Below are 26,524 nucleotides of genomic sequence, written 5' to 3'. Positions count from 1 at the left end.
GGTACGTGTAAGTTACGCTTCCGCTACAACTTCCTCGACAAAATCATCTGATTTTGTGCCGGCATCCATACGCAAAGCTTTGGCTTCTAAAATAGAAGCTGAAGCGCTTTGGCAATATAAAGTCACTGCACGAATCGAATCATCATTACCAGGAATGACATAATCTATATTGATAGGTGAATTATTTGAATCCACAACACCGATAACAGGGATACCCAGTTTTTTGGCTTCCATGATGGCATTTTTTTCATAGCCAACATCCAGCACAAAAATCGCATCCGGTGTGCCACGCATGTCTTTGATACCACCAAGACTGCGTTCCAATTTTTCCAGTTCCCGCTCCATGCCCAAAGCTTCTTTTTTGCTGAAACGTTGGTATAACGAACCGTCAGCTTTCATTGCTTCCAATTCTTTCAGGCGATTGATGGATTTTTTGATGGTTTTAAAATTGGTCAACATACCGCCTAACCAGCGATGATTGACATAGGGCATACCACAACGCTTTGCTTCTTCCGCGACAGTTTTGCGTGCAGCTTTTTTAGTGCCGACAAAAAGAATATTTCCTTTGTTGGCAGTCATTTGGCCCATATAATTCATAGCGTCATTGAATAACGGAAGCGTTTGCTCCAAATCGATGATATGGATTTTGTTACGGGCTCCAAATAAATAAGAAGCCATTTTTGGGTTCCAGTAACGAGTTTGGTGTCCAAAATGAACACCCGCTTCTAACATTTGACGCATTGACACTGCTGCCATTTATTTCTCCTAAGATTTTGCCGAATTGTTCGGCGTTGGGTTACGCCTCCGTACTGTCCCGACCGATGACCAGTCTTTTGTGATATACACATTGACCAGCACCCCACCAATCGTGTCGACAGACGTGAGTATTTAACATAGTGAACTTGCCTTTATACCATGATTGCGTTTTCACAACAATAGCAAGTCTGATAGACTGCAACAAACCGGGCGACATACAAACCGCCCTTATACTTCTGATAATCAAAAACCTAACTCCGTAATGAGCATAGTCATTAAAACTGCTGAAGAAATAAACAAAATGCGCATTGCCGGCAAACTAGCCGCCGACGTGCTGGATATGATTGCTCCGCATGTAGTACCTGGCATCACCACCGAAGAATTGGATAAGATTTGCCACGATTATATTGTCGATGAGCAACAAGCCATTCCAGCCCCACTGAATTACCGTGGCTTTCCAAAATCCATCTGCACGTCTATTAATCACCAAATATGTCATGGCATTCCTTGTGACAAAAAATTAAAGAACGGCGACATTGTCAACATCGACATCACTGTCATTAAAGATGAATATCATGGCGACACCAGTAAAATGTTTTGTGTCGGCGACGTCAGTCCGCACGCCAAAAGACTGGTTGACATCACGCGTGAATGTCTATTTTTAGGGATAGAACAAGTCAAGCCTGGCGCGCATTTTGGTGACATCGGCCAAGTCATTCAAAAACACGCAGAAAGCAACCGCTACTCTGTGGTTCGCGAATTTTGCGGTCACGGCATAGGCAAAAAATTCCACGAAGACCCACACGTCATGCATTTTGGCAAATTCGGCGAGGGCTCTATCATTGAGACGGGTATGATTTTCACCATTGAACCCATGATCAACATCGGCAAGCGTCACATGAAAGTGCTTGCCGACGGCTGGACCGCAGTCACTAAAGACCGCAGCCTTTCAGCGCAATGGGAACACACCATTTTGGTGACTGAAACCGGTTATGAAATTTTGACTTTGCGGCAGGAAGAACGGTGACCGAGCTTTTATTCAGCGAAGCCGATTTAGCCCACGTCTTTTTAGACACTAATCCTGTCGCTGTAGTTAAGCAGGCCATCATTAAGGTAAATGAATCATTAAAACTTCGCTTTAACCCCAACCATTCTCCGGCCGGACTGTTAAACGAAAAAGCTCAATTCATCGACAATTTACTCACTGCCAGTTGGAAACACTTCCTGGGCGACCACGCCAACAAACAAGCGCTGATCGCTACCGGGGGCTATGGCAGAAGCGAATTATTCCCCTATTCGGATATTGACATTCTGATGCTGTTAAATCAGGATTTTTCCGACAACATTCAAGACAGGCTCTCCGGTTTCAGCAATTTTCTTTGGGATATCGGTTTAAAACCCGGGATCAGCACCTGCTTCGTCAGCGAATGTGTCGCGCTTGCCAGTCAGGATCAAACCATTTTCACCAGCTTGTTAGAAATGCGCCTGATTAACGGCAGCACTCAACTCTACTCAGAATTACAACAGGAAATCTCCGCATCTAAGCTGTGGTCTTCAGAACGATATTTTCTGGCTAAAATGAGTGAACAGGAGCAACGTTACAGCAAGTACTATGATACGGCTTATAACCTGGAACCTAATATCAAGGAAGGCCCTGGCGGCCTCAGAGACATTCAAGTTATCAGCTGGGTATTTAAGCATCACTATAATGCGCAATCACTGCGCGAATTAATCAAATACGGCTTTTTGCCTAAATCTGAATACGATGATTTGGTCTCGGCCCGCGACATCTTATGGCGCTTGCGATTTGCCTTACACTCAACCACAAACCGCTGTGAAGACCGTCTGCTATTTGACTACCAACGCGAGCTAGCCAGCCTGTTTGGCTTTCTTGACCATGAAGGTAATCCCGACGTTGAACAATTCATGCAGTTTTTCTTTAAAACTGTGGTTAACATCGAGCGCCTGAATGAAATGCTGCTGCAACTGCTAAACGAAAGGTTAATTCAAAACCAGCAACACCTTACTCCAACCCCTATTACTGCCAGTTTTTCTTCAATTGCCGGTTACCTGGAAGTCAGTCATGACGAAGTATTTCAGGAAAACCCACTGGCTTTACTGGAACTGTTTTTACTATTACAGCAATCACCGTCGCTGAAAGGTATTCGCGCCAGCACCATACGTTTGATTCGCAAAAGCCTGCCACTGATTGATGAGGATTTTCGGCAAAATAAAGCCGCTAACAGCCTATTCATCAACATCCTCAGACAACCGCGCGGCATAACGCATCAATTAAAACGCATGAACCGCTATGGTGTGCTGGCAGCTTATCTACCGGATTTTGCCAACATCGTTGCCCGCATGCAGTACGATTTATTTCATATCTACACCGTAGACGAACACACCCTGTTTGTGATCCGAAATTTACGCCGCTTTGCATTAAACAGACACAGTCAGGAACTCCCCTTTTGCAACAACATTTTTTTACTGACACCCAAACCGGATGTACTTTATATCGCCGCGCTATTTCATGACATTGCAAAAGGCCGCGGCGGCGACCATTCCAGTCTGGGCGAAAAAATCGCGCTGAATTTTTGCAAACAACATGACTTGTCCCGACAAGACAGCAAGCTGATTGCATGGCTTGTGCGTAATCACTTATTGATGTCCATGACAGCACAGCGTAGAGATATCAGTGACCCTGACATCATTCACGACTTTGCATCGCACGTCGGCAGCATTCAATACCTGAATTATTTGTATCTGCTGACGGTTGCCGATATTAGAGCCACCAACCCCAGCTTATGGAATTCCTGGAAAGACTCGCTATTAAAAGATTTGTATATCGCCACGCATCGCGCCCTACATCGCGGACTGCAACACCCGGTCGACCGCTCCGAGCGCATCAATGACAACAAAAAAGAAGCTCGCCGAGAACTGCTAAAACTAGGCATTGCGAAAAAGACCATGACGCAATCCTGGCAGCATTTAAGCGATGACTACTTCCTGCGCTATTCAGCAGACGAAATTGCCTGGCATACCATCGCCATCGCAGCCTCTAACGAAGACGATCTGCCTATGGTGCTATTGCGACCACAAACCCAGCGCGGCAGTGTAGAAATCTTTATCTTCACCCGCGACGAAGCGCAGATTTTCTCGATTTGCACAGCCACTCTCGACCATCTAGGCTTAACGATACTCGACGCCCGTATTATTACCAGTGAAGACCAATATGTTTTAAACAGCTTCCAGGTACTTGAGCAATCTGGCGAGCCCATTGCGGATTTATACCGCGAAGTACATATCTGCGATGCTTTGCGCCAAAGCTTAAAAGAGAAAAAAGTCAGAGCCTCAAAAAATATTCACAAGCAATCCAGACAAGCGAAACATTTCCCGATTGAAACCAGCGTTACGTTTATCGAAGACACCTCTAACAAACACACCACGATAGAACTCATCACAACCGACCATGCAGGTTTGTTATCCACCATAGGCCGAGCGTTTACAGAGCTAGGAATACATCTACACGACGCCAAAGTAACCACCATAGGTAGTCGCGCTGAAGACATGTTCTACATATCGGATCAAAATTCTCAGCCCATCAATACCGAAGCAGAAAGGCAACACATCCGTAGCACCCTGTTGCGCTACTTGAATAGCAAAAACTAAGATAAAGATTTTATTAGGACGAAAAAATACTCAACCGCACTATCCCAACACCATCAGCCAAAGACAACTTTAAAATCTCACGCCCGCACTGATTGAAAACCACAACTAAAATGCAATCGTCCAAACGCATCTTCAGGCAAAGCCATGTCTTTTTCTAAACAACTGCTGATTTTGGCTATCCGCTTATTTTTGCTGATACTTGTCGTCAACCTTGTTTTGAGTATTGGCAACACCATAGCCTATAAGAACAACAAATCACAAAGTCTATAGCAATCAAACCCTCCGTTTTGGCCAGCAATATCCACCATGCGGTTCACTTTTATCCCACAAGTACAGACGATATTGAATTGAACCGCAGGCATAAACCGGTTATCTCCGATGTCAAACTAATTCGTCTCCTGCCATAGGTTCTGCATCAGGACTGGCGTTGAGCCAGGTGTCAAAAGCATTGAGTTCGCCGCGCGATTGCCGCTCACGAAAATAGGTCTCGGTCTTCAATGCGGAAACTTTTTCGGCAATGGCCATGACGAAAAACTGGTTCATTGATACATGCTCTTCCTCCGCCACTTTGCGGGCGTAAGTATAAAGGGATTCGGGGACGCGCAGCGCATAGTTAGTCATCAGGTTTTCTCCACTTGCAATTGGCGCAAAAAAGCACCTGGGGTCAACACCGGCAGTCGAAAATGGCTGGCGGGAACAAAATCAGCAATATTCAAGGTGACCAGCACTTCGGCCCGACCATTTAATGCGGTTTCCAGCACCATTTCATCTTTTGGGTCACGTAATTGTGGTCGCCAAAGGTAATGCAGGTGTACTGGTTCAATAAATAACGACAGTGCGTCCAGGAAGGCATCGGTCGTGGCCCAGTTTCAGCACAGCTTCGTATTCCAGCATCAGCGGCACCGACGCCAGCGCTGTAAATTGGCCGTTTTTTAGGGTCAGTAGCAGGGCAAATGAAGCACCATTCCTGCTTCGGGATGCGGCGCCAGAACGTTGGTATCCAAAACGACACGGAGTGTATTCATATCGCATATCATTTTATTACGCTCAAGAAAGTGAAGGCGGCTTTATTATTTGCGCCCGTGGCTCTGACAGTAAGTCGATAGGCTCTTTGCGACAAAATGATGGAAAGCTTTACGCGAGTCTGCAACCATTGGTAAGTCTAGGTTCTATGGCCGCAGTAGGTCGACTGCACTCTTTAACGACTGGTCGCTTCCAGGAATCGGAATTTTACCGACCGCTTTCCGGCGATGAATTCGAAGAGATGACTGTCGCGTCAGGGAGATCGGGGTCACGGGAGATCGGGGTCAGGTCTCGAATTAAGAATCATTGTCTTGCCTCACAATGACACTCACCGTACTGGGATGCAAATTAAAATGCTCCCCGATTTCTCGCTGACTATAGGCGCCAGTGGCATAAGCTGTTTTTATGGCCGTATTCCTGTCAATTGCTTGCTGCTCGATTTCCGATAAAGATTTTGCTATCCCCCGCTTTTGTTTTTTTGGAATATCCCAAGCTTGTTTGTCGATTTCAACGCCATGTTGAACCTTGGCTACAAATTCCTCATCGCCCAGGTAAATCTGGTTCTTTAAATGGGCCCAGATTTCAATAGTCTGCCTCATACCGTCCTGAACGAACATCCGATAACGCTTTCTTGACTCGGATCGATTCTCGCCAAATTGGGATAAGATCCAGTCCGTCGTCAGCCAATCAGTCTTTTCTGCTTGACCGATCATCGCAAGGTAACTGCTCCATGGCCAATCTTCGACTTTATGGACCATGCCCGCTCTAACAGGGTTGAGGACAACATAACGAGCCAATTCCAGAAGATAGCTATCCTTATCCACCAGAATACCCTTATAACGACCTTGAAATAAATGCCCCGTCCGTCCGTGACGACGATTGCTGGTTTGGGTGTAGACGCCGTTCAATTGCCGCATCCCTATAGAGAGATTACCCTCAAGGGTTTCAACGATCAGATGATAATGGTTTGTCATCAGGCAATAGCCGTGACAAAGCCAATTGAAATCGGCAACAACCTTGCCCAGCAGGCTCAGAAAAATGCGCTTGTCCTCCTCATCTTCGTAGATATCCTCGCGCCGGTCACCGCGCGAAGTGATGTGGTAGAGAGCATTTGGAAACTCGAGTCTGAGATGTCGGGCCATAGTGTTAACTTTAGTTCAAAAGACAGGAATTCTCAATTCGAGACCTGACCCCTTTGCAGTCCTGTTTCTTTGAGGCGATGCCTGTTTTTGCGGAAGCAAAAATGGGCAGCGGGTCAAATGTCCGGTGCAACGATTTGTTAGGTTGCACCTTCACTGCGCTTTCAAATGCTCAACCAGTTCAACAGCAGCATGGACATATACAGCGGCCGCATTCTGGTCGATCTCAAGCTTTTCATGATGGGCCGCCTTGTTTCTCAGCTCACGCAGCTTGCGAAAATTCTGTGCTTGGCGTGAGTTAAGAACATTTGTCTTCTCTAAGTAGTCGCCGAGTTTGGCGTAGTTTCGAAAAATCTCTGTTTCGGCACCAGTCCAGAATGATGCGGCCACTCTCGATGCTTCAGCTTCTATCTGGAGCCATGCTTCAATGATGGCGGCGCGAGGCGAAACCTCCGCTAGCCTTTCAAGGTCATTTCCAAAGCCTTTCGGCCCCTCAATTTTCGATGGCTCAGCTGGTGGGCTAAGTTCCTTCAAACCCTCCGCAAACTCAAGCTCAAGTTCTTTGTATTTCAGCTTCCTCAATAGAGGGACCAGCTCGGCCAGCGGCTTTCTGAGCACGACAACCAGAAAGACAATCGCCGCAGGCCAAGCCAACGAATCAATGATGCTCGCCAGAAACTCGAGAAAAGTCATAGTGCAACCTAACTATTGATTATCAAGCAAATCTGCCTGATAAGTTGATATTACCGGCCTTTTCAGGCACTTTTGCCCTGATAGCACCCAAACCGGGCAAATGTGCCTTGATAACCTGATATTAGCCATAAATTCGGGCAAATTTGCCTATATAATTGTTCGCCTCACTATAGCCTCTAATTACTCAATGTCAAGATGACAACAATATCGTGTCTTGCAATTTAGAAAACACAAATAAATGCAAATACTCAGCTCCGAGCAAACACGTTTTTAAACCAACCATTGCCGCCGATAATCGGCATAGTCATCGGCTTTAAGCAATTCCGCCAGCTCATTTCGCCACAAATATACGGCTGGCAAGGCGTAACCGTTAAAACGATGGGCTTTGATCAGGCTGTAGGCTCCGACATCGGCAAATATCAATTTGTCGCCCACAGCGGGGATTTTGTTGAAATGGTATTCGCCGAATATATCCCCGGCCAGGCAGCTTGAGCCCGCTAAAATGGCGGTATTCTCGCTTTGTAGATCTTCTTCCAATAACAATGGTTTGCGCTGATATTCGAACACTTCCGGATGATGATTAACCGAGGTATCCAGCACCAGTACGGTTTTGCCGTCGCTTTCAAAACTATCCAGCACCGTAGTCAGCAAGTAGCCGGCATTGCCGACCAAAGCCTTGCCCGGCTCCAGATAAACATCATCGGTGTATTGGGTTTTTAAATGCCGGATCAATTCGATGATGGGCTTGTGATCGTCTATGCTGTGATACAAATACCCGCCGCCCAAATTCAGCCATTTTAATCTGGGCTGCCTTTGTAATATTGGCTGCAACTTAGCCAGGGTGGCTTGTAAAGGCTGAAAATCCGTCTGTCCGAACACGGTATGAAAATGCAGGCCTTCGATACCAGCCGGCCAATGCTGTTGCAGCAGATTAATATCCACACCCAGCTTGGAATGAAGCCGACAAGGGTCGTAACGCAAATCGGCAGCGAACGACAATTTGGGGTTAATGCGCAGGCCTTTGGAATAGCCCGCCGCCAAGCCATGCAAGTTTTGATACTGCGATAACGAATTAAAACTGACGTGAGTACACATGCCGCCAAGCTCGGCAAATTCATCAGAGCGTAAACCCGGCGAGGTCAAATGCTGACTGGCCTGTTCACCGACCACTTCTCTGGCCAGCTTGGCTTCGAATAAGGAACTGACGGAAATACCATCCAGCAGCTGTTTAAGCTGGTAAAGCAAGCCGCCTAGCGGCAAGGCCTTCATCGAATACAATACTTTGCAGCCGCTGGCTTGTTTAATCTGCTGCAAGGGTTGCAGATTGGACTCGACTTGCTCCAAATCCAGCACGAATGCAGGGCTGTACTGAACCTGCTGTTTCAATTGCTCCGGATTCATCGCTGCGCCTGACGCTGCCCCGGATAAACTGCCCACTCTGTAATCACTACATCCATAGTCACATCGTGGCTTTGCATGCTGATGTCGGGTAATAACTGAGATTCATAACAAACCCCAACCAGCAGCGTATCCGGCCGGACTTGTTGCAGCAAGCGATCGTAATAACCGGCACCATTGCCCAAACGGCCGCCTTGTGTATCAAAGGCAACGCCCGGCACGATGACCAGATCCAATTCTTGCGGATTGATTTGTCTGTCCGCTTCCTGCCAGCGTTCGGGCGGCGGCTCAAAAATATTCCACATGCCCGGCTGTAATTCATCCCATGACAGCAAACGCCATAAGCCTAAGCATTTTTCGCCGGCTGCATCGAGCGTGCAATACGGCACTACGATGCGTTTATCCGTGTTTAATTGTTGTTGCAAGGCCGGCAAACTGCGCACTTCCGAGCGGCAATGTACATACCAAAGTACGGTTTTGGCCTGTTGATAGCCGGCTTGGGACATCACGTGTAGGAAAATGTCGGCACTTATCGCATCCTTGTTCGTTTGCGCATTTCGCGCCGCGTAGGCGATTTGGCGTTGCTGCTGTTTATCCATGTTGTCGGCAATAATCCAAGGCAGTTTCCAATAAATCCGCCGCTTCGCTAATCAGATGCTTTGCGTTTTCTTCCTTGCGTAGCCAGGTAAATTGGCGCTTGGCCAGTTGCCGGGTAGCGATGATGGCTTTTTCCTGCATGCTCTCGTAATCATATTCGCCGTTTAAATACGACCAGGCCTGCCTGTAACCGACGCAACGTATCGACGGCATGCTTTCATCCAGATCGCCGCGTGCTTGCAAGGCTTTGACTTCATCCAGAAAACCTTGCGCCAGCATCTGTTTAAAGCGTTCGGCAATTTTGGCGTGTAAGGTCTGACGCTGCTGTGGCGCAACGATTAACTTAATAAAGTCATACGGCTGATCGGCTTGCTGATCGGTCTGAAAAAAACTCGATAGCGAACGACCGCTGATTTCATACACTTCCAGCGCCCGCTGGATGCGCTGCGGGTCGTTGACATGAATCCTCGCCGCTGCAACAGGATCGATTTGCGCCAAGCGTGCGTGCAAGGCTTCCTTACCCAATTCGAGCAATTCCCTATCCAGCCGTTGCCTGATGTCAGGATTGGCCTCGGGTAATTTGGCCAAGCCTTGGGTCAAGGCGCTGAAATACAGCATGGTGCCGCCGACCAGTAACGGCATTTTGCCGCGTTGGGTAATATCTTGCATCAGCGCCAGCGCCTGAGCACGGAACTGACCAGTGGAAAATGACTCGCTTGGATCGAGGATATCGATTAAATGATGTGGAATGCCGCCGCGCTCGGTCAGAGTGGGTTTGGCGGTACCGATGTCCATGCCTTTATAGACTAGCGCCGAATCGACGCTGATAATTTCGGCATTCAGAGCTTGCGCCATCGCCACCGATAATGCGGTTTTGCCTGAGGCCGTCGGCCCCATTAATAAGATGGCTTGGGGTTTGGAGATGGTCATTATTGGCCACGCATGAAAAATCGATCCAAATCCTGATGACTCAGCGCCACCCAGGTAGGTCGTCCGTGATTGCACTGACCGATACGCTCGGTTTGCTCCATGTCACGTAACAAAGCATTCATTTCTTCTATGCTGAGTTTACGTTTGGCCCGTACCGAGCTATGGCAAGCCATAGTGGCCAAAATAGCATTACTGGCTTCCTCGGCTTTACGACTGACGCCGTGGGTTAACATATCCGCCAGTATGTCGCGCACCAATTGATCGACATCGGTTTTGCTTAACAAGGCCGGTGTGGCACGCAACACCACGGTTTCCGGGCCGGAACGGTTTATTTCAAATCCCAGACTATGAAAAAACTCATGTTCCTGCTCGGCCAGATCGGCTTCGGCCGCAGTGACCGGAATCTTGATCGGCAGCAGCAAGGGCTGAGAGACGATGGCGCGATTATGATAATTTTGCTTTAAACGTTCGTAAGTGACGCGTTCATGCGCGGCATGCGCATCGACCAAAATGATACCGTTAGCGGTTTCGGCCAGGATGTAAATACTGTGAATATGCGCCAGGGCAAATCCCAACGGCGGCATGGCTTGTTCGCTAGTCTTGGCCTCGGCGGAGGGATAAAGTTTGCCGTAGGCCTGAATCTGGTCGGCCACGTTAATAGGGGGTTTGCTGTAGGCCGAATAAGGCAAACCGCGCCCGGATTTCTCATTTGTATAGCCAGATGGCGCTGGCCTTTGAGGCATTTCGGTTGAAGATCGACTAGCTGTTAAGGGCTGATCATCCGCCAAACTCAAGGGCAAGGCTATTTGCTGACTGATTGTCGGCCGTACTTCAGTGGCTGGCGGCTCGATAGGCGGCTGGGTTTGTATGTCTATCTGATGCGTCGGTGCCTGTCCGGGCCTTTGTTCCGCCAAGCTGCGGTGCAAGGCTTGAAACAGAAAATCATGCACCATGCGCCCTTCCCTAAACCGCACTTCCAGTTTGGTCGGATGGGCATTCACATCCACCAGCGCCGGGTCCAGCTCAAGATACAGCACAAACACCGGATGCCGGCCGTGATACAGCACATCCTGATACGCCTGCTTGACGGCGTGCGCCACCAATCTGTCTTTGATCAAACGGCCGTTGACATAAAAAAACTGCATATCCTGCTGGCTGCGGGAAAAAGTCGGCAAACCAACCCAGCCATGCAGATGCAAACCGGAGGCGGCATAATCGATCTTGACCGCGTTATCGACAAAGGCCGGACCGCAAATTGCGGCGATGCGTTTTTCCTGTTCTGCTAGCGTCGCTGCCGGCCTTAGATTCAGTACCTCGCGCTGGTTATGCTGCAATATAAAACCCACATCCACCCGACTCAGCGCCAGCTTTTGAATCAGACTTTCGATATGGCCGAATTCGGTTTTTTCGGCTTTTAAAAACTTGCGTCGAGCCGGGGTGTTGTAAAACAAGTCCCGCACATCAACGGTGGTGCCAGGCGGGTGCGGATCGGGCTGTGGATCGAAGTTTTGCTCGGTACCGTCTGCGCTGACTTGCCAGGCGCATTCGGCATCGGCCGTACGGGAAATCAAGGTCAAACGCGCCACCGAACTGATACTGGGCAAGGCTTCGCCGCGAAACCCCATGCTGATCACATGTTCCAGATCATCCAGCGAGGCAATTTTGCTGGTGGCATGGCGCGACAAAGCCAGCGCCAGATCGTCTTTGACTATGCCGCAGCCATTGTCGCGAATCTTGATTTGCCGCACTCCGCCTTGTTCAATATCGATGGTGATTTGCGTAGCGCCGGCATCGAAACAGTTTTCCACCAACTCCTTAACCACGGAAGCTGGGCGTTCAACCACTTCGCCAGCGGCGATTTGATTAACCAGTTGAGTCGGTAAGGCTCGAATTCGCATGGGCTGCGCTCAGAAAAAAGCGCGTATTTTAGCGGATCACCCTGCGCAGGGGCGAATTGATTTGCCCCTTTCGGGAAATGATTGTTAGCTACTACGCGGAATTTGCAGAACTTGACCGGCTTTGACGTTGCCGTCATCCATATCATTGACGCTGCGGATTTCCCGCATAGAGACACCGTATTGTTGAGCAATACCCGATAAGGTTTCACCGCTACTAATGACATGCTTGGTTTGCGCAGCACGGGTTGAAACCACTTTGTCAGCTGTATCTACATCCGCTTTAGCCAGCTTTTGCTTGGAGGTTTTGCTGCTTGAAGCCACTTTGGTAGCCGTCTTGCCGGATTTTTGCAATTGGGCAAACTTGGTATTGGCTGGCGCATATTGCTTAAAATGAGCAACGATGCCGTTGAAGACTGCATTAGCCATTTGGTCTTGATAAGACCGGGTTTTTAAGCGTTGCTCTTCTTGCGGGTTAGAAATAAAAGCCGTTTCCACCAAAATAGAGGGGACGGGCGATTTCAGCACCACAAAACCGGCTTTCTGTACACTCTTACGATGTAAATGGCTTACGGTATCGACACTTTTCAACACTTTGTTGCCGATATGCTGACTAGCTTCTTTGGAGGCATTTTGTGACAAATCCATCAGTACAGAGGCTAAGGTTTCATCACCTACACCCGCAGCTCCATCTGCAGCATTTTCGCTATCAGCCAAATACTGTGCTAACTGGCTGGATGCGCCTTTATTCGCCAAGGTGTAAACAGAGGCGCCGTGAGCACTCGCATCTTCAAACGCATCCGCATGAATGGATACAAATAAGTCGGCATTAGCTTCGCGAGCAATATTGACTCGTTTGTTCAATTTAACAAAATAATCACCGTCACGAACCATCACGGCTTTCATGCCGACTTGTCTGTTCACAGCACTTTGCAGACGCTTGGCAATGGCGAGCACCACATCTTTTTCATAGGTACCATTGCCGCCTTGAGCACCTTTATCTTTGCCTCCATGCCCTGCATCAATGGCAATAATTATGTCGCGGCCTTTTGCCTTAGCGGCTTTGCTGGTAGATTTTTGAGCGACTTTTTTCGCTTGAACCGGGCTTTTTACTACTGTTTTATTGTCAGCCTGTTTAGTATTAGACTTTTTTGCGACCTTGGCTGCTTTAGGCGATGAAGTAGCCTTGAGATCAAATTGCAGCTGCAAACCTTTGCCCTTATTGATAGCAGCCACTTTTATTTCGGCTTCTGCGTTTAATTCCACCACTACCCGCAAATTGGTTTTTTTACGCACGGCAGACCTGACACCCACCGCCAGAACATGATTGGCCGGCGGTTGCTCCATGCCATGCGCCAATGCGGTATCGTCAAAATCCACCACCAAGCGACTGGGGTTGTTGAGCATGAAATATCGATAATGCGGCACTGCGTTTAGATTAAAGACTAAACGTCCACTGTTGTCGCTAGAAAACTTTAGTCCTTCAACCTGAGTGGGTGCTGCGTGAGCCAACATCACTTGCACAGACAAACCCAATAGCCAAAATAATCTTGTAATCTGTTGCATAGCCGCCAACCGAAGATAGTATTTAAAATGTTTTAGAGATTATAGCAGCAGGTCTTTGTTTTTCCAGTTAATTAGCAAGGAATTTTTCAAGCCATCATTCAGCAGATTAATTTCAAGCTGCCTGCCTTCGGCTTGATGACTCAGTCGCAACTCTATATCAGCCGGCGGTAAATAGCCTGTTCCCATTTCCGGCCATTCGATGCAGCACAAAGCATCCTGATGCAAATAATCATGCATACCTATCCATTCCAGCTCTTCCGGATCTTTTAAGCGATACAAATCAAAATGAAATACGGCCTGTTCGGACAAGCTATATTCTTCCACCAAACTATAAGTTGGGCTTTTTACTGTACCAGCATAGCCGGCAGCACGTAACAACCCACGCACCAAAGTAGTTTTACCTGCTCCAAGCTCACCGTATAAAAACAATACACACTTTTTTGGCAAGGCCTGCCATAACGCCGCCCCTAACGACTCGGTTTCATCGCTGGTATTTAATTCAAGTTTCATTAATTCAACAGCTCTCTAATTTTGGGTAATAAATCACTCGCCAATAGCCCACGTTCGCCATTTTCAGCCGCCGCACAATCCGCCGCTTCTCCGTGGACGTAGACAGCAAGTTTTGTCGCTTCTATCAATGACAAACCTTGCGCGACCAATCCGCCTATCATGCCTGCCAACACATCGCCCATACCGCCGCTAGCCATACCAGGATTGCCGGTGGCACTAACAAAAACAGCCTGCTGATCGGCGATAAGACTACCGGCGCCTTTTAATAATGAAACACCACCGTACTGCATTTGTAAGTTTTTGACGGCTGCAAAACGATCAGCGGCAATCTCTCGGCTGCTAGCCCCCAATAGTCGCGCAGCTTCGCCTGGATGCGGGGTTAAAATCCAGTTTTCACGAAAAACCGGCTGCTTGGCTAGCAGATTCAGTGCATCGGCATCGACTACGCAGGTTTTATCACTCGCCAGCACCGCCGACCATAACATTTGCCCCCAGGCATCCTGGCCTAATCCCGGCCCAATTACGATCACGCTGGCTTTATGCAGCAATGCAGTTAACTGCGCCACGCTCTCTACACCGTGACACATCAACTCCGGACGACCCATATTCAAAAAACCGACATGCTCAACTCGACTGGCAATACTGACTAAACCTGCACCACTGCGCAAGGCAGCTTCGCCGGCCAAACGAATCGCTCCGGAGAACCCCAGATTCCCACCGACTAACAACACATGACCAAAATTTCCTTTGTGTGCGTTGCGTGGTCTCGCTGCCAAAGCAGCTTTACTAAACAAGTTCGCCGCCACAGCCAGTTTTAAAAAGACCGATTCCGGCACCTGTAGGTTTGAACACAGGATGTCGCCACAATACTCGGCGGCCTCGCCGGTAAACAAGCCGCATTTCAAACCTATAAAGCTCACGGTGACATCGGCTTTAACCGCACACCCCATCACATTGCCTGTATCTGCATGTAGACCCGAGGGCACGTCAATGGCTAACACTGGACATTTTGCCCGATTGATAAACTCAATCAGCGCTGCATATTCCTCACTCACTTGCCGATTCAAACCAGTTCCTAGCAAGGCATCGACAATGACAGCGTTCAGTTTTATTTCTGTATTGAAGCTAGCAATCTTGCCACCTTCATCAATAAAATCCTGATACGAAATCAATGCATCGCCGGTTAAATTTTCCACGGCCGCAGCCGAATAAACCTCAACCGCATAACCGGCTTGCAAAGCCAATCTTGCCACCACATAACCGTCACCGGCATTGTTACCGGCACCACAAAACACCCTCAGGCTATGCGCATCAGGCCAGCGTTGCCGCAGGATAGTAAATGCCGCTTGCCCGGCACTACGCATCAATTGCAAACCGGGCATGTGCAAATCCTCAATAGCTATTCGCTCTGCTTGACGAATTTCGGCTACTCGATACAACGACTGTGATGATGATTGCATGCTGTTGTTGTGTAAAATGATTTAAATTTAAACCATTATATTGCAGCCTGGCCATGTACCCAACCCAGCAACCGGATTTTCAACAACTTGCCGATCAGATTAAAACCTGGGGTATGGCACTGGGCTTTCAGCAAATTGGCATCAGTGATACCGATTTAAACGATGCAGAACACCACTTACAACTATGGCTGGCACAAGACAGACAGGGTGAAATGCAATACATGTCGGCACACGGTTTAAAACGCAGCCGCCCTGCCCTGTTACAACCTGGCACCCGCAGCATCATCAGCGCCCGCATGGATTATTTACCGGAAAATCCCGTCACTAGCCACACAGTACTCGATGACCCAACGGCTGCCTTTGTCTCCCGTTATGCCTTGGGCCGCGATTATCACAAACTACTGCGCAACCGCTTACAAAAACTGGCCGATAAAATTGCAGCGGAAATAGGCCCCTACGGTTACCGTGCCTTCGTTGACAGCGCACCGATACTTGAAAAAGCGATTGCTGAAAAAGCCGGTCTGGGCTGGATAGGCAAACATAGCAATCTAATCAATCGCCGCGCCGGATCCTGGTTTTTTTTAGGCGAAATCTATACTGATCTTGCCCTGCCGGTCGATACCGCAACCATTAACCACTGCGGCCAATGCCTAGCCTGCCTGGATATTTGCCCAACCCAGGCCATAGTCGCCCCCTATCAAGTCGATGCCCGCCGCTGCGTGTCGTATTTAACCATTGAACTGCATGGCAGTATTCCGGAAGAATTACGGCCTTTATTGGGTAATCGAATTTATGGCTGTGACGATTGTCAGTTGATCTGCCCGTGGAATCGGTTTGCCAAACTCAGTGCAGAAGCCGATTTTCAACCCCGGCACAAATTAGACAACAGCACACTGATTACACTGTTTAAATGGACAGAAAGCGAGTTTTTAAGCAAAACCGAAGGCTCGGCGATTCGGCGTATCGGCCATCAGCGCTGGTTACGCAATATCGCCGTGGCCTTAGGCAATGGAAACCCAAGTGCAGCCAGTAAAATCGCATTACAGGAAAAACTGCATCACGAAGCCGAATTGGTGCGTGAACATGCTGACTGGGCATTAAAGCAACTTATATCAAGAGCGGCACTATAAACTGGCAGGATTTTGAGACCGGAAATTGCTCTAAAACACAATTGATATAGTATTTAGAGACATCAATATTGGGAGTGTAAAAGATGGTTAAGCTAAACTTTGAATTCCTCATCGCTAGCCTGCTCGTCCTTGGCTTTATTGGCACGCCTTATGCTGACACCTTCGACGATTTTAACGATGGAAATGACGACGGTTGGTTACACTACGACCCCATACCCGGCAAGTACTCGTTCCCCATAGAGTCTGGTAGCACAGCTTATAAAATGGAGTCTGTCTGGGGCAATATTTTAAACCCTGGTCGTATTGGCAGTATTAATATGCAGGAACCGCCGCATGCGAAGTTTCACATTGAAGCTGATTTATTGAATTGGACTTACAACTGGGGCGAAGACGTTGGCTTATTGGCACGTATGCAGGAACCTATCCCCTCGTATTTTCTGCCTGAAGGTTATGCCTTGCTGTTTAGAAACGACAGAGACGGACAGGCTCTGTCACGCAAATTGATGATTGTTAAAAGCGAGGGTGGCATCCATTTCCCCATCTTTCTGGCTAAAGGACGATTAATGAATCCTGCGCCTGATCCAAGTGGTGATTACCGGCTTAAGTTCTGGTCAGCGGATGGTTATCTGTGGGGCCAGATGATCGACAAGAGTACCGGTAAAGCCATCATGATGTGGGATGGCAAAAACCATACAGATCGTATTTACGCGCTAGATGATGGCGACTATGCTCGCGGTCGAAGTGGCTTGATAGCTTATGTGCATATTGTCAGCTATAAGGCGGAAGGTGTTTCCCCAATTTTTGATAACTTCTATTCAGGCACTGAGGCTCCCCCTGCAATGGACACGACAAACCATTGATAGCCGAAAATTCGAGCACAAGGTTTTCCAAATCATTAAAAACTGGGGATGCAAGGACGCAAAAAATCAGGTAAGGTAAAAATGAACTTGCATTCATTATCAAGATAGACAGCGGTAAACAGATATTGCCTAGTCTTAAGCCCTTTAAACTAAAAAAGCATGCTGTCATTTTTTCCTGATGTTCAGCCAGCAGTTTTGCTATTCTCATGAGTCCTTTGGGCTAAAAATCATCCGAAACAACTTTGGCCTATTCGATATACAATTTCGGTCAAATTTGGCGCCGATTCAACGGGGATCAGCGTATCCACATCTACAAGCCCTATTGGCCATAGAGAGAAAATATGCCTGAACTTAATCAAAATAAGCCTCTACACATCGTATTGATTAGCATACACGGCTTGATTCGAGGCCAGAACCTAGAGCTAGGGCGTGATGCCGATACCGGTGGACAAACTAAATACGTGGTTGAACTGGCAAAGGCGCTGGCCATGCAACCCCATGTCAAACGGGTCGATCTGATCACCCGCCGGATAATCGATAGCGACATTACGGCCGATTATGCCGAGCCGATAGAAAGGCTATCTAAAAACGCCCAAATTATTCGTATTGATGCCGGTCCTGAAGCCTACATTCCAAAAGAGGAACTTTGGGATCATCTGGATAATTTTGCCGATAATTTGCTGAGCTGGCTGCACAGTCAAACCGATTTACCCGATCTGCTGCATACGCATTATGCCGACGCCGGTTATGTGGGATTGAGAGTTGCGCATCTGACCGGCTTACCGCTGGTACATACCGGCCATTCTTTGGGACGCGATAAACTGCGCCGCCTGATTGCCTCCGGCTTGCCGATAGATCTGATCAATCAGCGCTATCATATGTTGCAGCGTATTGATGCTGAAGAGGATACCTTAACGAATGCAGATCTGGTGATTACCAGCACCCGCAACGAAATCGAAGACCAATACGAACTTTACGATTGCTATACACCGGAAAAGATGGCGGTGATACCGCCGGGCACCGATCTTGTACTATTCCATCCGCCCACGCCTTCCGACAGCGACAGCGACTTTTTGCAGTGCCTGGGGCAATTTCTGCAACAGCCTGATAAGCCGATGATATTAGCCTTGTCACGCCCCGACGAACGCAAGAATATCGTGGCGCTGATGGAGGCTTACGGCGAATCGCCTCGCTTACAAGAACTGGCAAACCTGGTGATAGTCGCAGGTAACCGCGAGGATATCCGGGAACTAAACGAAGGCGCACAAGGCGTATTAACCGAACTATTACTGGTGGCTGATTGCTACGAACTGTACGGCCGATTTGCGCTGCCTAAGCATCATTCATCCGCAGATGTACCAGGTATCTATCGTCTGGCAGCCGCATCCCGCGGCTTATTTATCAATCCGGCGCTCACTGAACCATTTGGCTTAACCTTACTGGAAGCGGCTGCCAGCGGTTTGCCGCTGGTGGCGACTGAAAATGGCGGTCCGGTCGATATCATCGGCAATTGTAAAAACGGCATGTTGGTTGACCCACTGAATAGAGCAGCTCTTGCTGAGGCTATGCTGACCATCCTTGAAGACCCGGCACTTTGGCTAAAGCTATCGACCAGTGGCATAGAAAATGTCGCGCGTTATTATTCTTGGGATGCTCACGCACAAGCTTATTTGCAAAAAATCCGCCCCTTGTTACAACAAGAATTGCCAATTATCAAACAGCTATCGTTGACTAAAACCAATAAGCTGAAAACCCATGCAATTTTCACCGCACTGGACAATACATTGCTTGGCGATGCTGAAGGCTTAGTGCCGTTTGTCAAACTTGTACGCGCAAAACACAAAAAGCTACTGTTCGGCATTGCTACTGGCCGACGTCTGGATTCGGCGTTAAGCATATTTAAGCAAAATAGCATACCGATGCCGGATATTCTGATTACCAGCCTGGGAACTGAAATCTATTTTGCGCCACAATTGATTGCCGACATTGCCTGGACTTACCACATTGATCACCTATGGACACCTAAAGTACTCCGGCGTGTACTTGGAGAGCTGCCTGGCCTTACCTCTCAACCCAAGAGCGAGCAAAGCCGGTTCAAGATTTCCTACTATTACGATGCCAATCTGGCTCCGCCGATGGAGGAGATTTTAACCCTGCTACGGCAGCAGGAATTATCGGTGAATGCCACGCTATCCTTCGGACAATATCTGGATATTGTGCCGGCCCGCGCCTCCAAAGGCCAGGCTTTGCGCTATGTAGCCAGGCAGTGGAACATTCCGCTGGAGAACATCCTCACCACCGGTGGCTCGGGTGGCGATGCCGATATGATAAGCGGCAATACACGAGGCGTCGTGGTAGCCAATCGCCATCAGGAAGAATTGTCGGCACTGATGGATAATGAACATGTGTATTTCGCCGAACGCTCGCATGCCTGGGGTATATTGGAAGCCATCGATCATTACGATTTTTTCAATCTTTAACGGAGGGTAACATGCTGCCGGATCGCCTGCTGATTTGCACCGACCTTGATCGCACCTTATTGCCTAATGGCAGCCAACCACTATCCGAAGGCGCGCTTGAAGCCTTTTCGCAACTGGTAGCCAGACCTGAAGTGGTGCTGGCTTACGTCAGTGGCCGGCACCGGCAATTGGTGGAAGACGCTATCCGCGAATATAAATTACCGCTACCCGATTGGGTGGTTGGCGATGTCGGCACCACGATATATCAAGTGCGCGACAATTCATGGCAGCACTGGCTGGAGTGGGAACGCGATATTGCTGCCGGCTGGAATGGCTTGACGGCCACCGACTTGCGGACGCTATTTAACGATATACCCGCACTGCAATTACAAGAAGAAGCCAAGCAAAACCGCTTCAAGCTAAGCTATTACCTGCCGATGCAAACCGATGTCGCAGCAGTGCAGGCGGAAATGACCCGGCGATTGAATGAACGCAAGCTGCCAGCCAGCCTGATCTATAGCATAGACGAAGCCGCTGAGATCGGCCTGCTTGATGTGTTGCCCGCTTGTGCGACCAAATTACATGCAGTGGAGTTTATGATGAATCACTTGGGATTTGATCTGAACAACACACTGTTCGCCGGCGATAGTGGCAATGATTTACCAGTCATCGCCAGCCAAATTCCTTCTGTTTTAGTCGCCAATGCCGATCATCAAGTGATAGAACAGGCCAAAACCTTGGTACGGGAACAGCAAACTGAAGCGGCTTTTTATTTGGCTAAAGGCGGTTTTCTTGGCATGAACGGCAATTACAGTGCCGGCATCCTGGAAGGTGTGGCGCATTATTTTCCTGAAATTCAATCATGGCTGGAGATAAACCATGCACAATAAATCTGCTATCCATGTTTTCGGCGAAGTATTATTTGATCATTTTCCCGACGGTACCCGGGTACTGGGCGGCGCACCGTTCAACGTCGCCTGGCACTTGCAAGCGTTTGGCGCTGCGCCGGACTTCATTAGTCGAATAGGTCTAGACCCATCCGGTCACGAAATTGCCGCCTTAATGCAAGGCTGGGGCATGAGCCGGGATAGACTGCAAATCGATCACGAACATGCAACCGGTAGCGTTACAGTCAATATTCATGACGGCGAACCACATTACGACATCGTGGCCGATTGCGCCTATGATTTTATTCAGTCGCCAGTTTCCGATACAGCAAGCACACAAGGCATTCTCTATCACGGTTCGCTCGCCTTGCGTAACCCAGTATCTTCGGCGGCATTGAAAGCTATCAAATCACACCATCTGGGTAAAATTTTTGTTGATATCAATTTGCGTCCACCCTGGTGTACAGCAGCAACCATCTCACCCTTATTGTGTGATGCAGACTGGATCAAATTGAATGAGGCCGAGTTAACTCAGCTATGCCCTGGAAAACCTAACCTGGAATCCGCCATGCAAGCGGTATCCGAACAGTTCAATCTGGAAGCGTTATTCGTGACGCTGGGTGATCAAGGTGCTGTTGCTTATACCAGAGACGGGGATTTAATTACCGTCAAACCATCCACTCAAGTACAGGTAGTTGATACCGTGGGCGCGGGCGACGCATTCGCTGCTATTTTGTTATTAGGCTTGCACGAAAGCTGGCCTTTAGCCACTACGCTGCAACGCGCACAAGCTTTTGCCGGTACGATAGTTGGCAATCGTGGCGCAACAGTCCATGACATGCTGTTTTATCAAACCTTCATAACTGAATGGTTTTGATCGATTCAAGCAATCCATATTACCGCTGGGTTAACTGATTTCAGATATGGCGAACTAATGTGCCATTGCCTGAAATTTAATTCTTAAGGATACTCTTTATGTACGAACAAGAATCCCATTCTCTTTTAAATGCCATTCTGGATGACCTAAAGCCGGAAATCATCCGCCAGGATTTAAGACATTTTTATACTCGTTTGGGAGCAAATTTTTACGCCATTCATTCGCTGTTTCACACTTTGTATGGGCATCGGGAAGACTTCAAACCCCAAATGCTGCGACTGGTGGAAACCATGGCCAAAGGCTATATCAATCGCTCCGCCGAACTAGAAAAAGTCGATATCGAACGCGAACAAGATCATAACTGGTTTTTGTCACAAAAATGGGTCGGCATGGCGCTCTATTCCAACGGTTTTGCCGACAATCTGGCTGACCTGGTCAATAAAACCCCGTATTTTATGGAACTGGGCATCAACATGGTGCATATCATGCCCATCCTGATGTGCCCGGCCGGCAAAAGCGATGGCGGTTATGCGATCAGCGATTTTCGCCAGGTCGATGACCGGATCGGTACTCTGGATGACCTCAGGTTGGTGGCAAAAGAGTTTCGAAAACGCGATATCTTGCTGGTGCTGGACATCGTTTTGAATCACACCTCCGACGAGCATGCTTGGGCACAAAAAGCCATTAAAGGCGACCCAAAGTATCAGGAGTATTACTTTACTTTCGACAACCGGGAAATCCCGGACATGTTCGAACAAACCATGCCGCAAATCTTTCCGGAAATTGCTCCTGGCAACTTCACCTGGAATGAGAAGATGCAAAAATGGGTGATGACGGTTTTCCATGATTACCAATGGGACTTGAATTACAGCAACCCAGCAGTCTTCATAGAAATGCTGGACATCATTCTGTTTTGGGCCAATCAGGGCGTGGATGTGTTGCGGCTGGATGCAGTGGCTTTTCTTTGGAAGAAAATCGGCACCAGCAGCCAAAACGAACGCTACGCGCATTTGATTTTACAATTGATGAAAGATTGCTGTCAGGTCACTGCACCCGGCGTGTTATTCATCGCCGAAGCCATTGTCGCCCCCGTAGAAGTCATCAAATATTTTGGTGAAGACGCCATCGCTGCCAAGGAATGCGAAATTGCCTACAACGCCACCCTGATGGCCCTACTGTGGGACGGCATTGCCACCAAAAACGCCAAACTGTTATATCAGGGCCTAAAAAATCTACCCGACAAACTGGAGCGCGCCACCTGGCTGAATTATGTGCGCTGTCATGACGACATTGGTTTCGGTTTCGACGACAATGACGTACGCGCGGCAGATTATGAACCACATGCGCATCGCCAGTTTCTGATCAATTATTTCAGCGGCCAATTCGAAGATTCACAAGCGCGTGGTGAAGTTTTCATGCGCGATGAAATCACCGGTGATGCTCGCATATGTGGTTCACTCGCTTCACTGGTTGGTTTGGAAGCAGGCTTGGAAGCCCACGATCAGGATTTGATCAACGCTGCTATCGACAGAATTTTGTTGCTGCACAGTCTGATTTTGTCTTTTGGCGGCATCCCCTTACTCTACAATGGTGATGCTATCGGCGTGCTTAATGACTACAGTTACCGTGACGATGACAGCAAGAGCAATGACAGTCGCTGGATACATCGACCAAAAATCAATTGGGAACGGGCTGAATTACGCAAGAAACAGGGAACAGTGGAATTTACCCTGTTTAATGCCATGAAAAAGATGATCGCTATCCGCAAAGAAACTTCAGCATTTGCTGATTTCAACAACCGGGAAATTCTGGATGTGGATAACGAACATATATTGTGCTTCGTGCGTTTCGATCATTTGCGTCCGTCCGAACGGGTGTTGGTGATCGCCAATTTCGACAGCAATCCGCAATATATTGATCTGGAAACAATCGGAAGCCGCGGTATCAATATATACGGCCAATTTGTCGATCTGTATACCGGCAGCAAACCCACCCAATTTGACCATAGGATAGTATTGCATCCTTATCAGTTTTACTGGCTAACCGGAAAATAGATACTGACAACTTGAACAAAACTAATCAGTTGGGATTTGATTAAAACTCGTGACGTCCGTTAAAGGCGTGAACCAGGGTACCGCTATCGATAAATTCCAGTTCACCGCCCATCGGCACGCCATGAGCGATGCGGGTAGCGCGGATATTGAATTTGCCGGCAATTTCGCCGATAAAATGCGCAGTGGCCTGTCCTTCAATGGTGGAATTGGTGGCCAGGATAATTTCCTTGATCGAACCACTCGCCAAACGCTGCTCCAGGACATCGATACCTAACTGATCCGGGCCGATACCATCCAGTGGCGATAAGCGTCCATGCAATACAAAGTATTTACCTTTGAAACTGGTCGCCTGATCGATTATCCAGACATCCGCTGCACTTTCCACCACACACAAGACATCCGATTCACGCAACTGATTGGCACACACTTCACAAAGCTCGGTTTCAGTCAGTGTGCGACAGTCGCGGCAATAGCCGATGTTATCCAGAGCTTGCAAAAGTATCCGACTTAATTGCCTGCCACCCTCGCGATTGCGTTGCAATAAATGAAACGCCATCCGTTGGGCAGATTTTGGCCCCACGCCTGGCAAGCAACACAGACTTTGAATCAGTTCTTTCAGCAAACCTGCGTTTTGCATGGTTAAAACGGCATTTGGAATCCAGGTGGCAACGGCATACCGGCGGTCACGTCAGCCATTTTTTCTTTCTTCATTTTATTGACTTTGTGCACAGCATCATTGATGGCCGCCGCCACCAAGTCTTCCAGCATATCCTTGTCATCACCCAACAAAGACGGATCGATATTGACTTTACGGACTTCACGTTTACCGGTCATTAAAATCGTTACCAGTCCGCCACCTGACTCACCTTGCACTTCGATAGCGCCCAGTTCTTCCTGAGCTTTTTTGAAATTGTCTTGCATTTTCTGGGCTTGCTGCATAATTTCAGCGAGTGGATTTTTCATGGTATCTCCCATTTAGTTAATCGGTTCTATACTGCCAGGCATTATCCTGGCGTCAAAATTTTCTTTTAAAGCTTCAATGTTAGGATCAGTGTTAATGGCGTCCACTGCGGCCTGCTGTTTATCTTCGCGGGCTTTTTGTATTTCCAGCGCCGGCGTCATCTCATTTGATGTTTGTGGCGTAATTTGTAGCTTTAAAGGCTTACCGTAATATTTTTGTAGCGCATCACGTAATCTTTCTTCCGCTATATTACCCACACGCTGAAAGCTGGGGTCGATCAATAAATGGCAAACCTTATCGTCTATAGTATCCAGCACACAGTTGTTGGCTAACTCACGGGTACGCCCACCAATTTTCAGTGCAGCGATGATAGCATTCCAGTTATCTGGTTTACCGCCCTGTTCTATGACTGCCGCTTCTGGGATAGTTTCTTCATGCTCTATAACAGCAGCAGGCGCCGTTGTAACGGGTTGCGACTGTATTTTAGCCGGTAACGCCGCAACTGGATTTGGCTTGGCTTTAACAGCAATAGCTGGCTGTGGTTCTCGACTGGCTAATGGCTCGGCAGTTTGCGGACGAAATGTCAGCATTCTGAGTACCACCATTTCAAATCCGCTACGTGGATCAGGCGCCAAATCCAGATCGCGCTGTCCAATTAAACCAATTTGATAAAACAATTGCACATCTTCCGGCACCAAGCTTTGGGCTAAATCGGCCAATAAAGCTTGATCAAACTCATGATCAACAAAGTCGGGTAGTTGCTGCAATAAAGCTACCCGATGCAAAACCCGTAACATTTGCTGCAAAATATCGGCAAAATCCGGCGTCAATTCAGCTACTTCGGCAATTTTAGCCAACACGCGATTGGCATCTTGTGCGGCCAGCGCTTGTAGAATGTCGTCTATGGGTTGCTGAGCGACAGTGCCCAGCATAGCGGCAACATCGCTCAGAGTGACGCTGCCACTGCCATAAACAATCGCCTGATCCAAAAGACTTAAGCCATCACGCATACTGCCATCGGCCGCCCTAGCCAATAACTTGATTGCGGCTGGCTCAAAATTGATGTTTTCTTGCCCCAGGATAAAGCACATTTGCTTGTCTATCTGATCCGGCAATAATCGCTTTAAATTAAACTGTAGGCAACGTGACAACACGGTAACCGGTATTTTGTGCGGATCAGTGGTAGCCAGTAGAAATTTGACGTGCGGCGGCGGTTCTTCCAGGGTTTTTAACAGCGCATTAAAGCTGTGCCCGGATAGCATGTGCACTTCGTCAATCAGATAGACTTTATAACGTCCTTGACTGGGAGCGTATTGGGCGTTATCCAACAATTCCCGGGTATCTTCGACTTTGGTGCGCGAAGCCGCATCGACCTCGATCAAATCCATGAAGCGGCCTTGCTCAAAATCCAGACAAACCGGGCAGACGCCACAAGGATTGCTATCCTGCAGATTCTCGCAATTGATGGCTTTGGCTAAGATGCGGGCTACAGTGGTTTTACCTACGCCACGGGTACCGGTGAATAGATAGGCATGATGCAATCTATCATGCTGCAAGGCATGAATCAGTGACTGACTGACGTGTTCCTGACCGACAAGTTGTGTGAAGTTGCTGGGACGCCATTTTCTGGCAAGAACCTGATAAGCCATGAGCTTCGAGA

General features: G+C 48.3%; 23 protein-coding genes. 8 read left to right on the top strand and 15 right to left on the bottom strand.

Going from position 1 to position 26,524, the window contains the following annotated elements:
* Positions 1–12: 12 nt before the first annotated feature.
* Positions 13–756 carry a 30S ribosomal protein S2 gene (gene rpsB, locus A1359_RS10035; protein ID WP_066981832.1) on the bottom strand — a complete coding sequence of 248 codons (744 nt, stop codon included), beginning with the start codon at positions 754–756 and terminating at the stop codon, positions 13–15.
* Between the two features lie 163 nt (positions 757–919).
* Between rpsB and map the strand changes: the two genes are divergently transcribed.
* Positions 920–1,783, top strand: a complete 864-nt coding sequence (gene map, locus A1359_RS10030) for a type I methionyl aminopeptidase (protein ID WP_269747900.1) — start codon at positions 920–922, stop codon at positions 1,781–1,783.
* Positions 1,780–4,425, top strand: coding sequence for a [protein-PII] uridylyltransferase (glnD, locus tag A1359_RS10025; protein ID WP_066981826.1), 2,646 nt, complete (start codon positions 1,780–1,782; stop codon positions 4,423–4,425). The genes map and glnD overlap by 4 nt, the downstream gene beginning before the upstream one ends.
* 381 nt (positions 4,426–4,806) lie before the next feature.
* On the opposite strand, the gene A1359_RS10020 is transcribed toward glnD, so the two are convergent.
* From A1359_RS10020 to A1359_RS09970, 11 genes are all read right to left on the bottom strand, one after another.
* Positions 4,807–5,046, bottom strand: a complete 240-nt coding sequence (locus tag A1359_RS10020) for a hypothetical protein (protein WP_066981823.1) — start codon at positions 5,044–5,046, stop codon at positions 4,807–4,809.
* Positions 5,046–5,261 (bottom strand): PIN domain-containing protein, encoded by a 216-nt coding sequence (locus tag A1359_RS23155; protein ID WP_408606539.1) that lies wholly within the window; start codon positions 5,259–5,261, stop codon positions 5,046–5,048. Before A1359_RS23155 ends, A1359_RS10020 begins: the two co-directional genes overlap by 1 nt.
* A 483-nt stretch (positions 5,262–5,744) precedes the next feature.
* Positions 5,745–6,590, bottom strand: a complete 846-nt coding sequence (locus tag A1359_RS10010) for a transposase (RefSeq protein ID WP_066981820.1) — start codon at positions 6,588–6,590, stop codon at positions 5,745–5,747.
* Between the two features lie 150 nt (positions 6,591–6,740).
* Positions 6,741–7,280 (bottom strand): hypothetical protein, encoded by a 540-nt coding sequence (locus A1359_RS10005; protein WP_066981818.1) that lies wholly within the window; start codon positions 7,278–7,280, stop codon positions 6,741–6,743.
* A gap of 270 nt (positions 7,281–7,550) precedes the next feature.
* On the bottom strand, positions 7,551–8,681 hold the full coding sequence (locus A1359_RS10000) for a type III PLP-dependent enzyme domain-containing protein (RefSeq protein ID WP_066981815.1): 1,131 nt from the start codon (positions 8,679–8,681) through the stop codon (positions 7,551–7,553).
* Positions 8,678–9,277 (bottom strand): 5-formyltetrahydrofolate cyclo-ligase, encoded by a 600-nt coding sequence (locus tag A1359_RS09995; protein ID WP_066981813.1) that lies wholly within the window; start codon positions 9,275–9,277, stop codon positions 8,678–8,680. The genes A1359_RS10000 and A1359_RS09995 overlap by 4 nt, the downstream gene beginning before the upstream one ends.
* Positions 9,270–10,205 carry a tRNA (adenosine(37)-N6)-dimethylallyltransferase MiaA gene (gene miaA, locus A1359_RS09990; protein WP_066981810.1) on the bottom strand — a complete coding sequence of 312 codons (936 nt, stop codon included), beginning with the start codon at positions 10,203–10,205 and terminating at the stop codon, positions 9,270–9,272. Before miaA ends, A1359_RS09995 begins: the two co-directional genes overlap by 8 nt.
* Positions 10,205–12,103, bottom strand: coding sequence for a DNA mismatch repair endonuclease MutL (gene mutL / locus A1359_RS09985; RefSeq protein WP_066981806.1), 1,899 nt, complete (start codon positions 12,101–12,103; stop codon positions 10,205–10,207). Before mutL ends, miaA begins: the two co-directional genes overlap by 1 nt.
* A gap of 84 nt (positions 12,104–12,187) precedes the next feature.
* Complete coding sequence (locus tag A1359_RS09980) at positions 12,188–13,666, bottom strand: N-acetylmuramoyl-L-alanine amidase (protein WP_066981803.1); 1,479 nt, start codon at positions 13,664–13,666, stop codon at positions 12,188–12,190.
* Between the two features lie 39 nt (positions 13,667–13,705).
* Positions 13,706–14,176: a tRNA (adenosine(37)-N6)-threonylcarbamoyltransferase complex ATPase subunit type 1 TsaE gene (tsaE, locus tag A1359_RS09975; RefSeq protein ID WP_066981800.1), complete on the bottom strand. Its 471-nt coding sequence runs from the start codon at positions 14,174–14,176 to the stop codon at positions 13,706–13,708.
* Entirely contained in the window at positions 14,176–15,636 is a 1,461-nt protein-coding gene (locus A1359_RS09970) for a bifunctional ADP-dependent NAD(P)H-hydrate dehydratase/NAD(P)H-hydrate epimerase (RefSeq protein ID WP_066981798.1), read from the bottom strand. The genes tsaE and A1359_RS09970 overlap by 1 nt, the downstream gene beginning before the upstream one ends.
* Before the next feature lie 53 nt (positions 15,637–15,689).
* Here A1359_RS09970 and queG point away from each other — a divergent pair, with 53 nt between their 5' ends.
* The 6 genes from queG to A1359_RS09940 all read left to right on the top strand — a co-directional run bounded on the left by queG (position 15,690) and on the right by A1359_RS09940 (position 23,903).
* Positions 15,690–16,766, top strand: a complete 1,077-nt coding sequence (queG, locus tag A1359_RS09965; RefSeq protein WP_066981795.1) for a tRNA epoxyqueuosine(34) reductase QueG — start codon at positions 15,690–15,692, stop codon at positions 16,764–16,766.
* An 83-nt stretch (positions 16,767–16,849) separates the two neighbouring features.
* A complete protein-coding gene (locus A1359_RS09960; protein ID WP_066981792.1) occupies positions 16,850–17,626 on the top strand; it encodes a hypothetical protein in 777 nt (258 codons plus the stop codon).
* Between the two features lie 341 nt (positions 17,627–17,967).
* On the top strand, positions 17,968–20,106 hold the full coding sequence (locus A1359_RS09955; protein ID WP_066981789.1) for an HAD-IIB family hydrolase: 2,139 nt from the start codon (positions 17,968–17,970) through the stop codon (positions 20,104–20,106).
* A gap of 11 nt (positions 20,107–20,117) precedes the next feature.
* Complete coding sequence (locus tag A1359_RS09950; protein ID WP_066981787.1) at positions 20,118–20,975, top strand: HAD-IIB family hydrolase; 858 nt, start codon at positions 20,118–20,120, stop codon at positions 20,973–20,975.
* Positions 20,965–21,849 carry a carbohydrate kinase family protein gene (locus tag A1359_RS09945; protein WP_066981784.1) on the top strand — a complete coding sequence of 295 codons (885 nt, stop codon included), beginning with the start codon at positions 20,965–20,967 and terminating at the stop codon, positions 21,847–21,849. The genes A1359_RS09950 and A1359_RS09945 overlap by 11 nt, the downstream gene beginning before the upstream one ends.
* Before the next feature lie 98 nt (positions 21,850–21,947).
* On the top strand, positions 21,948–23,903 hold the full coding sequence (locus tag A1359_RS09940) for an alpha-amylase family glycosyl hydrolase (protein ID WP_066981781.1): 1,956 nt from the start codon (positions 21,948–21,950) through the stop codon (positions 23,901–23,903).
* A 40-nt stretch (positions 23,904–23,943) separates the two neighbouring features.
* Here A1359_RS09940 and recR read toward each other — a convergent pair whose 3' ends face one another.
* From recR to dnaX, 3 genes are read right to left on the bottom strand one after another with little or no spacing between them, the layout of a single operon-like run.
* Positions 23,944–24,540 (bottom strand): recombination mediator RecR, encoded by a 597-nt coding sequence (gene recR, locus A1359_RS09935; RefSeq protein WP_066981778.1) that lies wholly within the window; start codon positions 24,538–24,540, stop codon positions 23,944–23,946.
* A gap of 2 nt (positions 24,541–24,542) precedes the next feature.
* Positions 24,543–24,866, bottom strand: a complete 324-nt coding sequence (locus A1359_RS09930) for a YbaB/EbfC family nucleoid-associated protein (protein WP_066981881.1) — start codon at positions 24,864–24,866, stop codon at positions 24,543–24,545.
* A gap of 12 nt (positions 24,867–24,878) precedes the next feature.
* Positions 24,879–26,513 (bottom strand): DNA polymerase III subunit gamma/tau, encoded by a 1,635-nt coding sequence (gene dnaX, locus A1359_RS09925; RefSeq protein ID WP_066981775.1) that lies wholly within the window; start codon positions 26,511–26,513, stop codon positions 24,879–24,881.
* Between the last annotated feature and the right edge of the window lie 11 nt (positions 26,514–26,524).

The sequence above is a fragment of the Methylomonas lenta genome (assembly GCF_001644015.1).
Classification (GTDB): Bacteria; Pseudomonadota; Gammaproteobacteria; order Methylococcales; family Methylomonadaceae; genus Methylomonas; species Methylomonas lenta.
The sequence above is the reverse complement of the archived record's forward strand: the minus strand, read 5'-3'. Positions and strand labels throughout refer to the sequence as shown.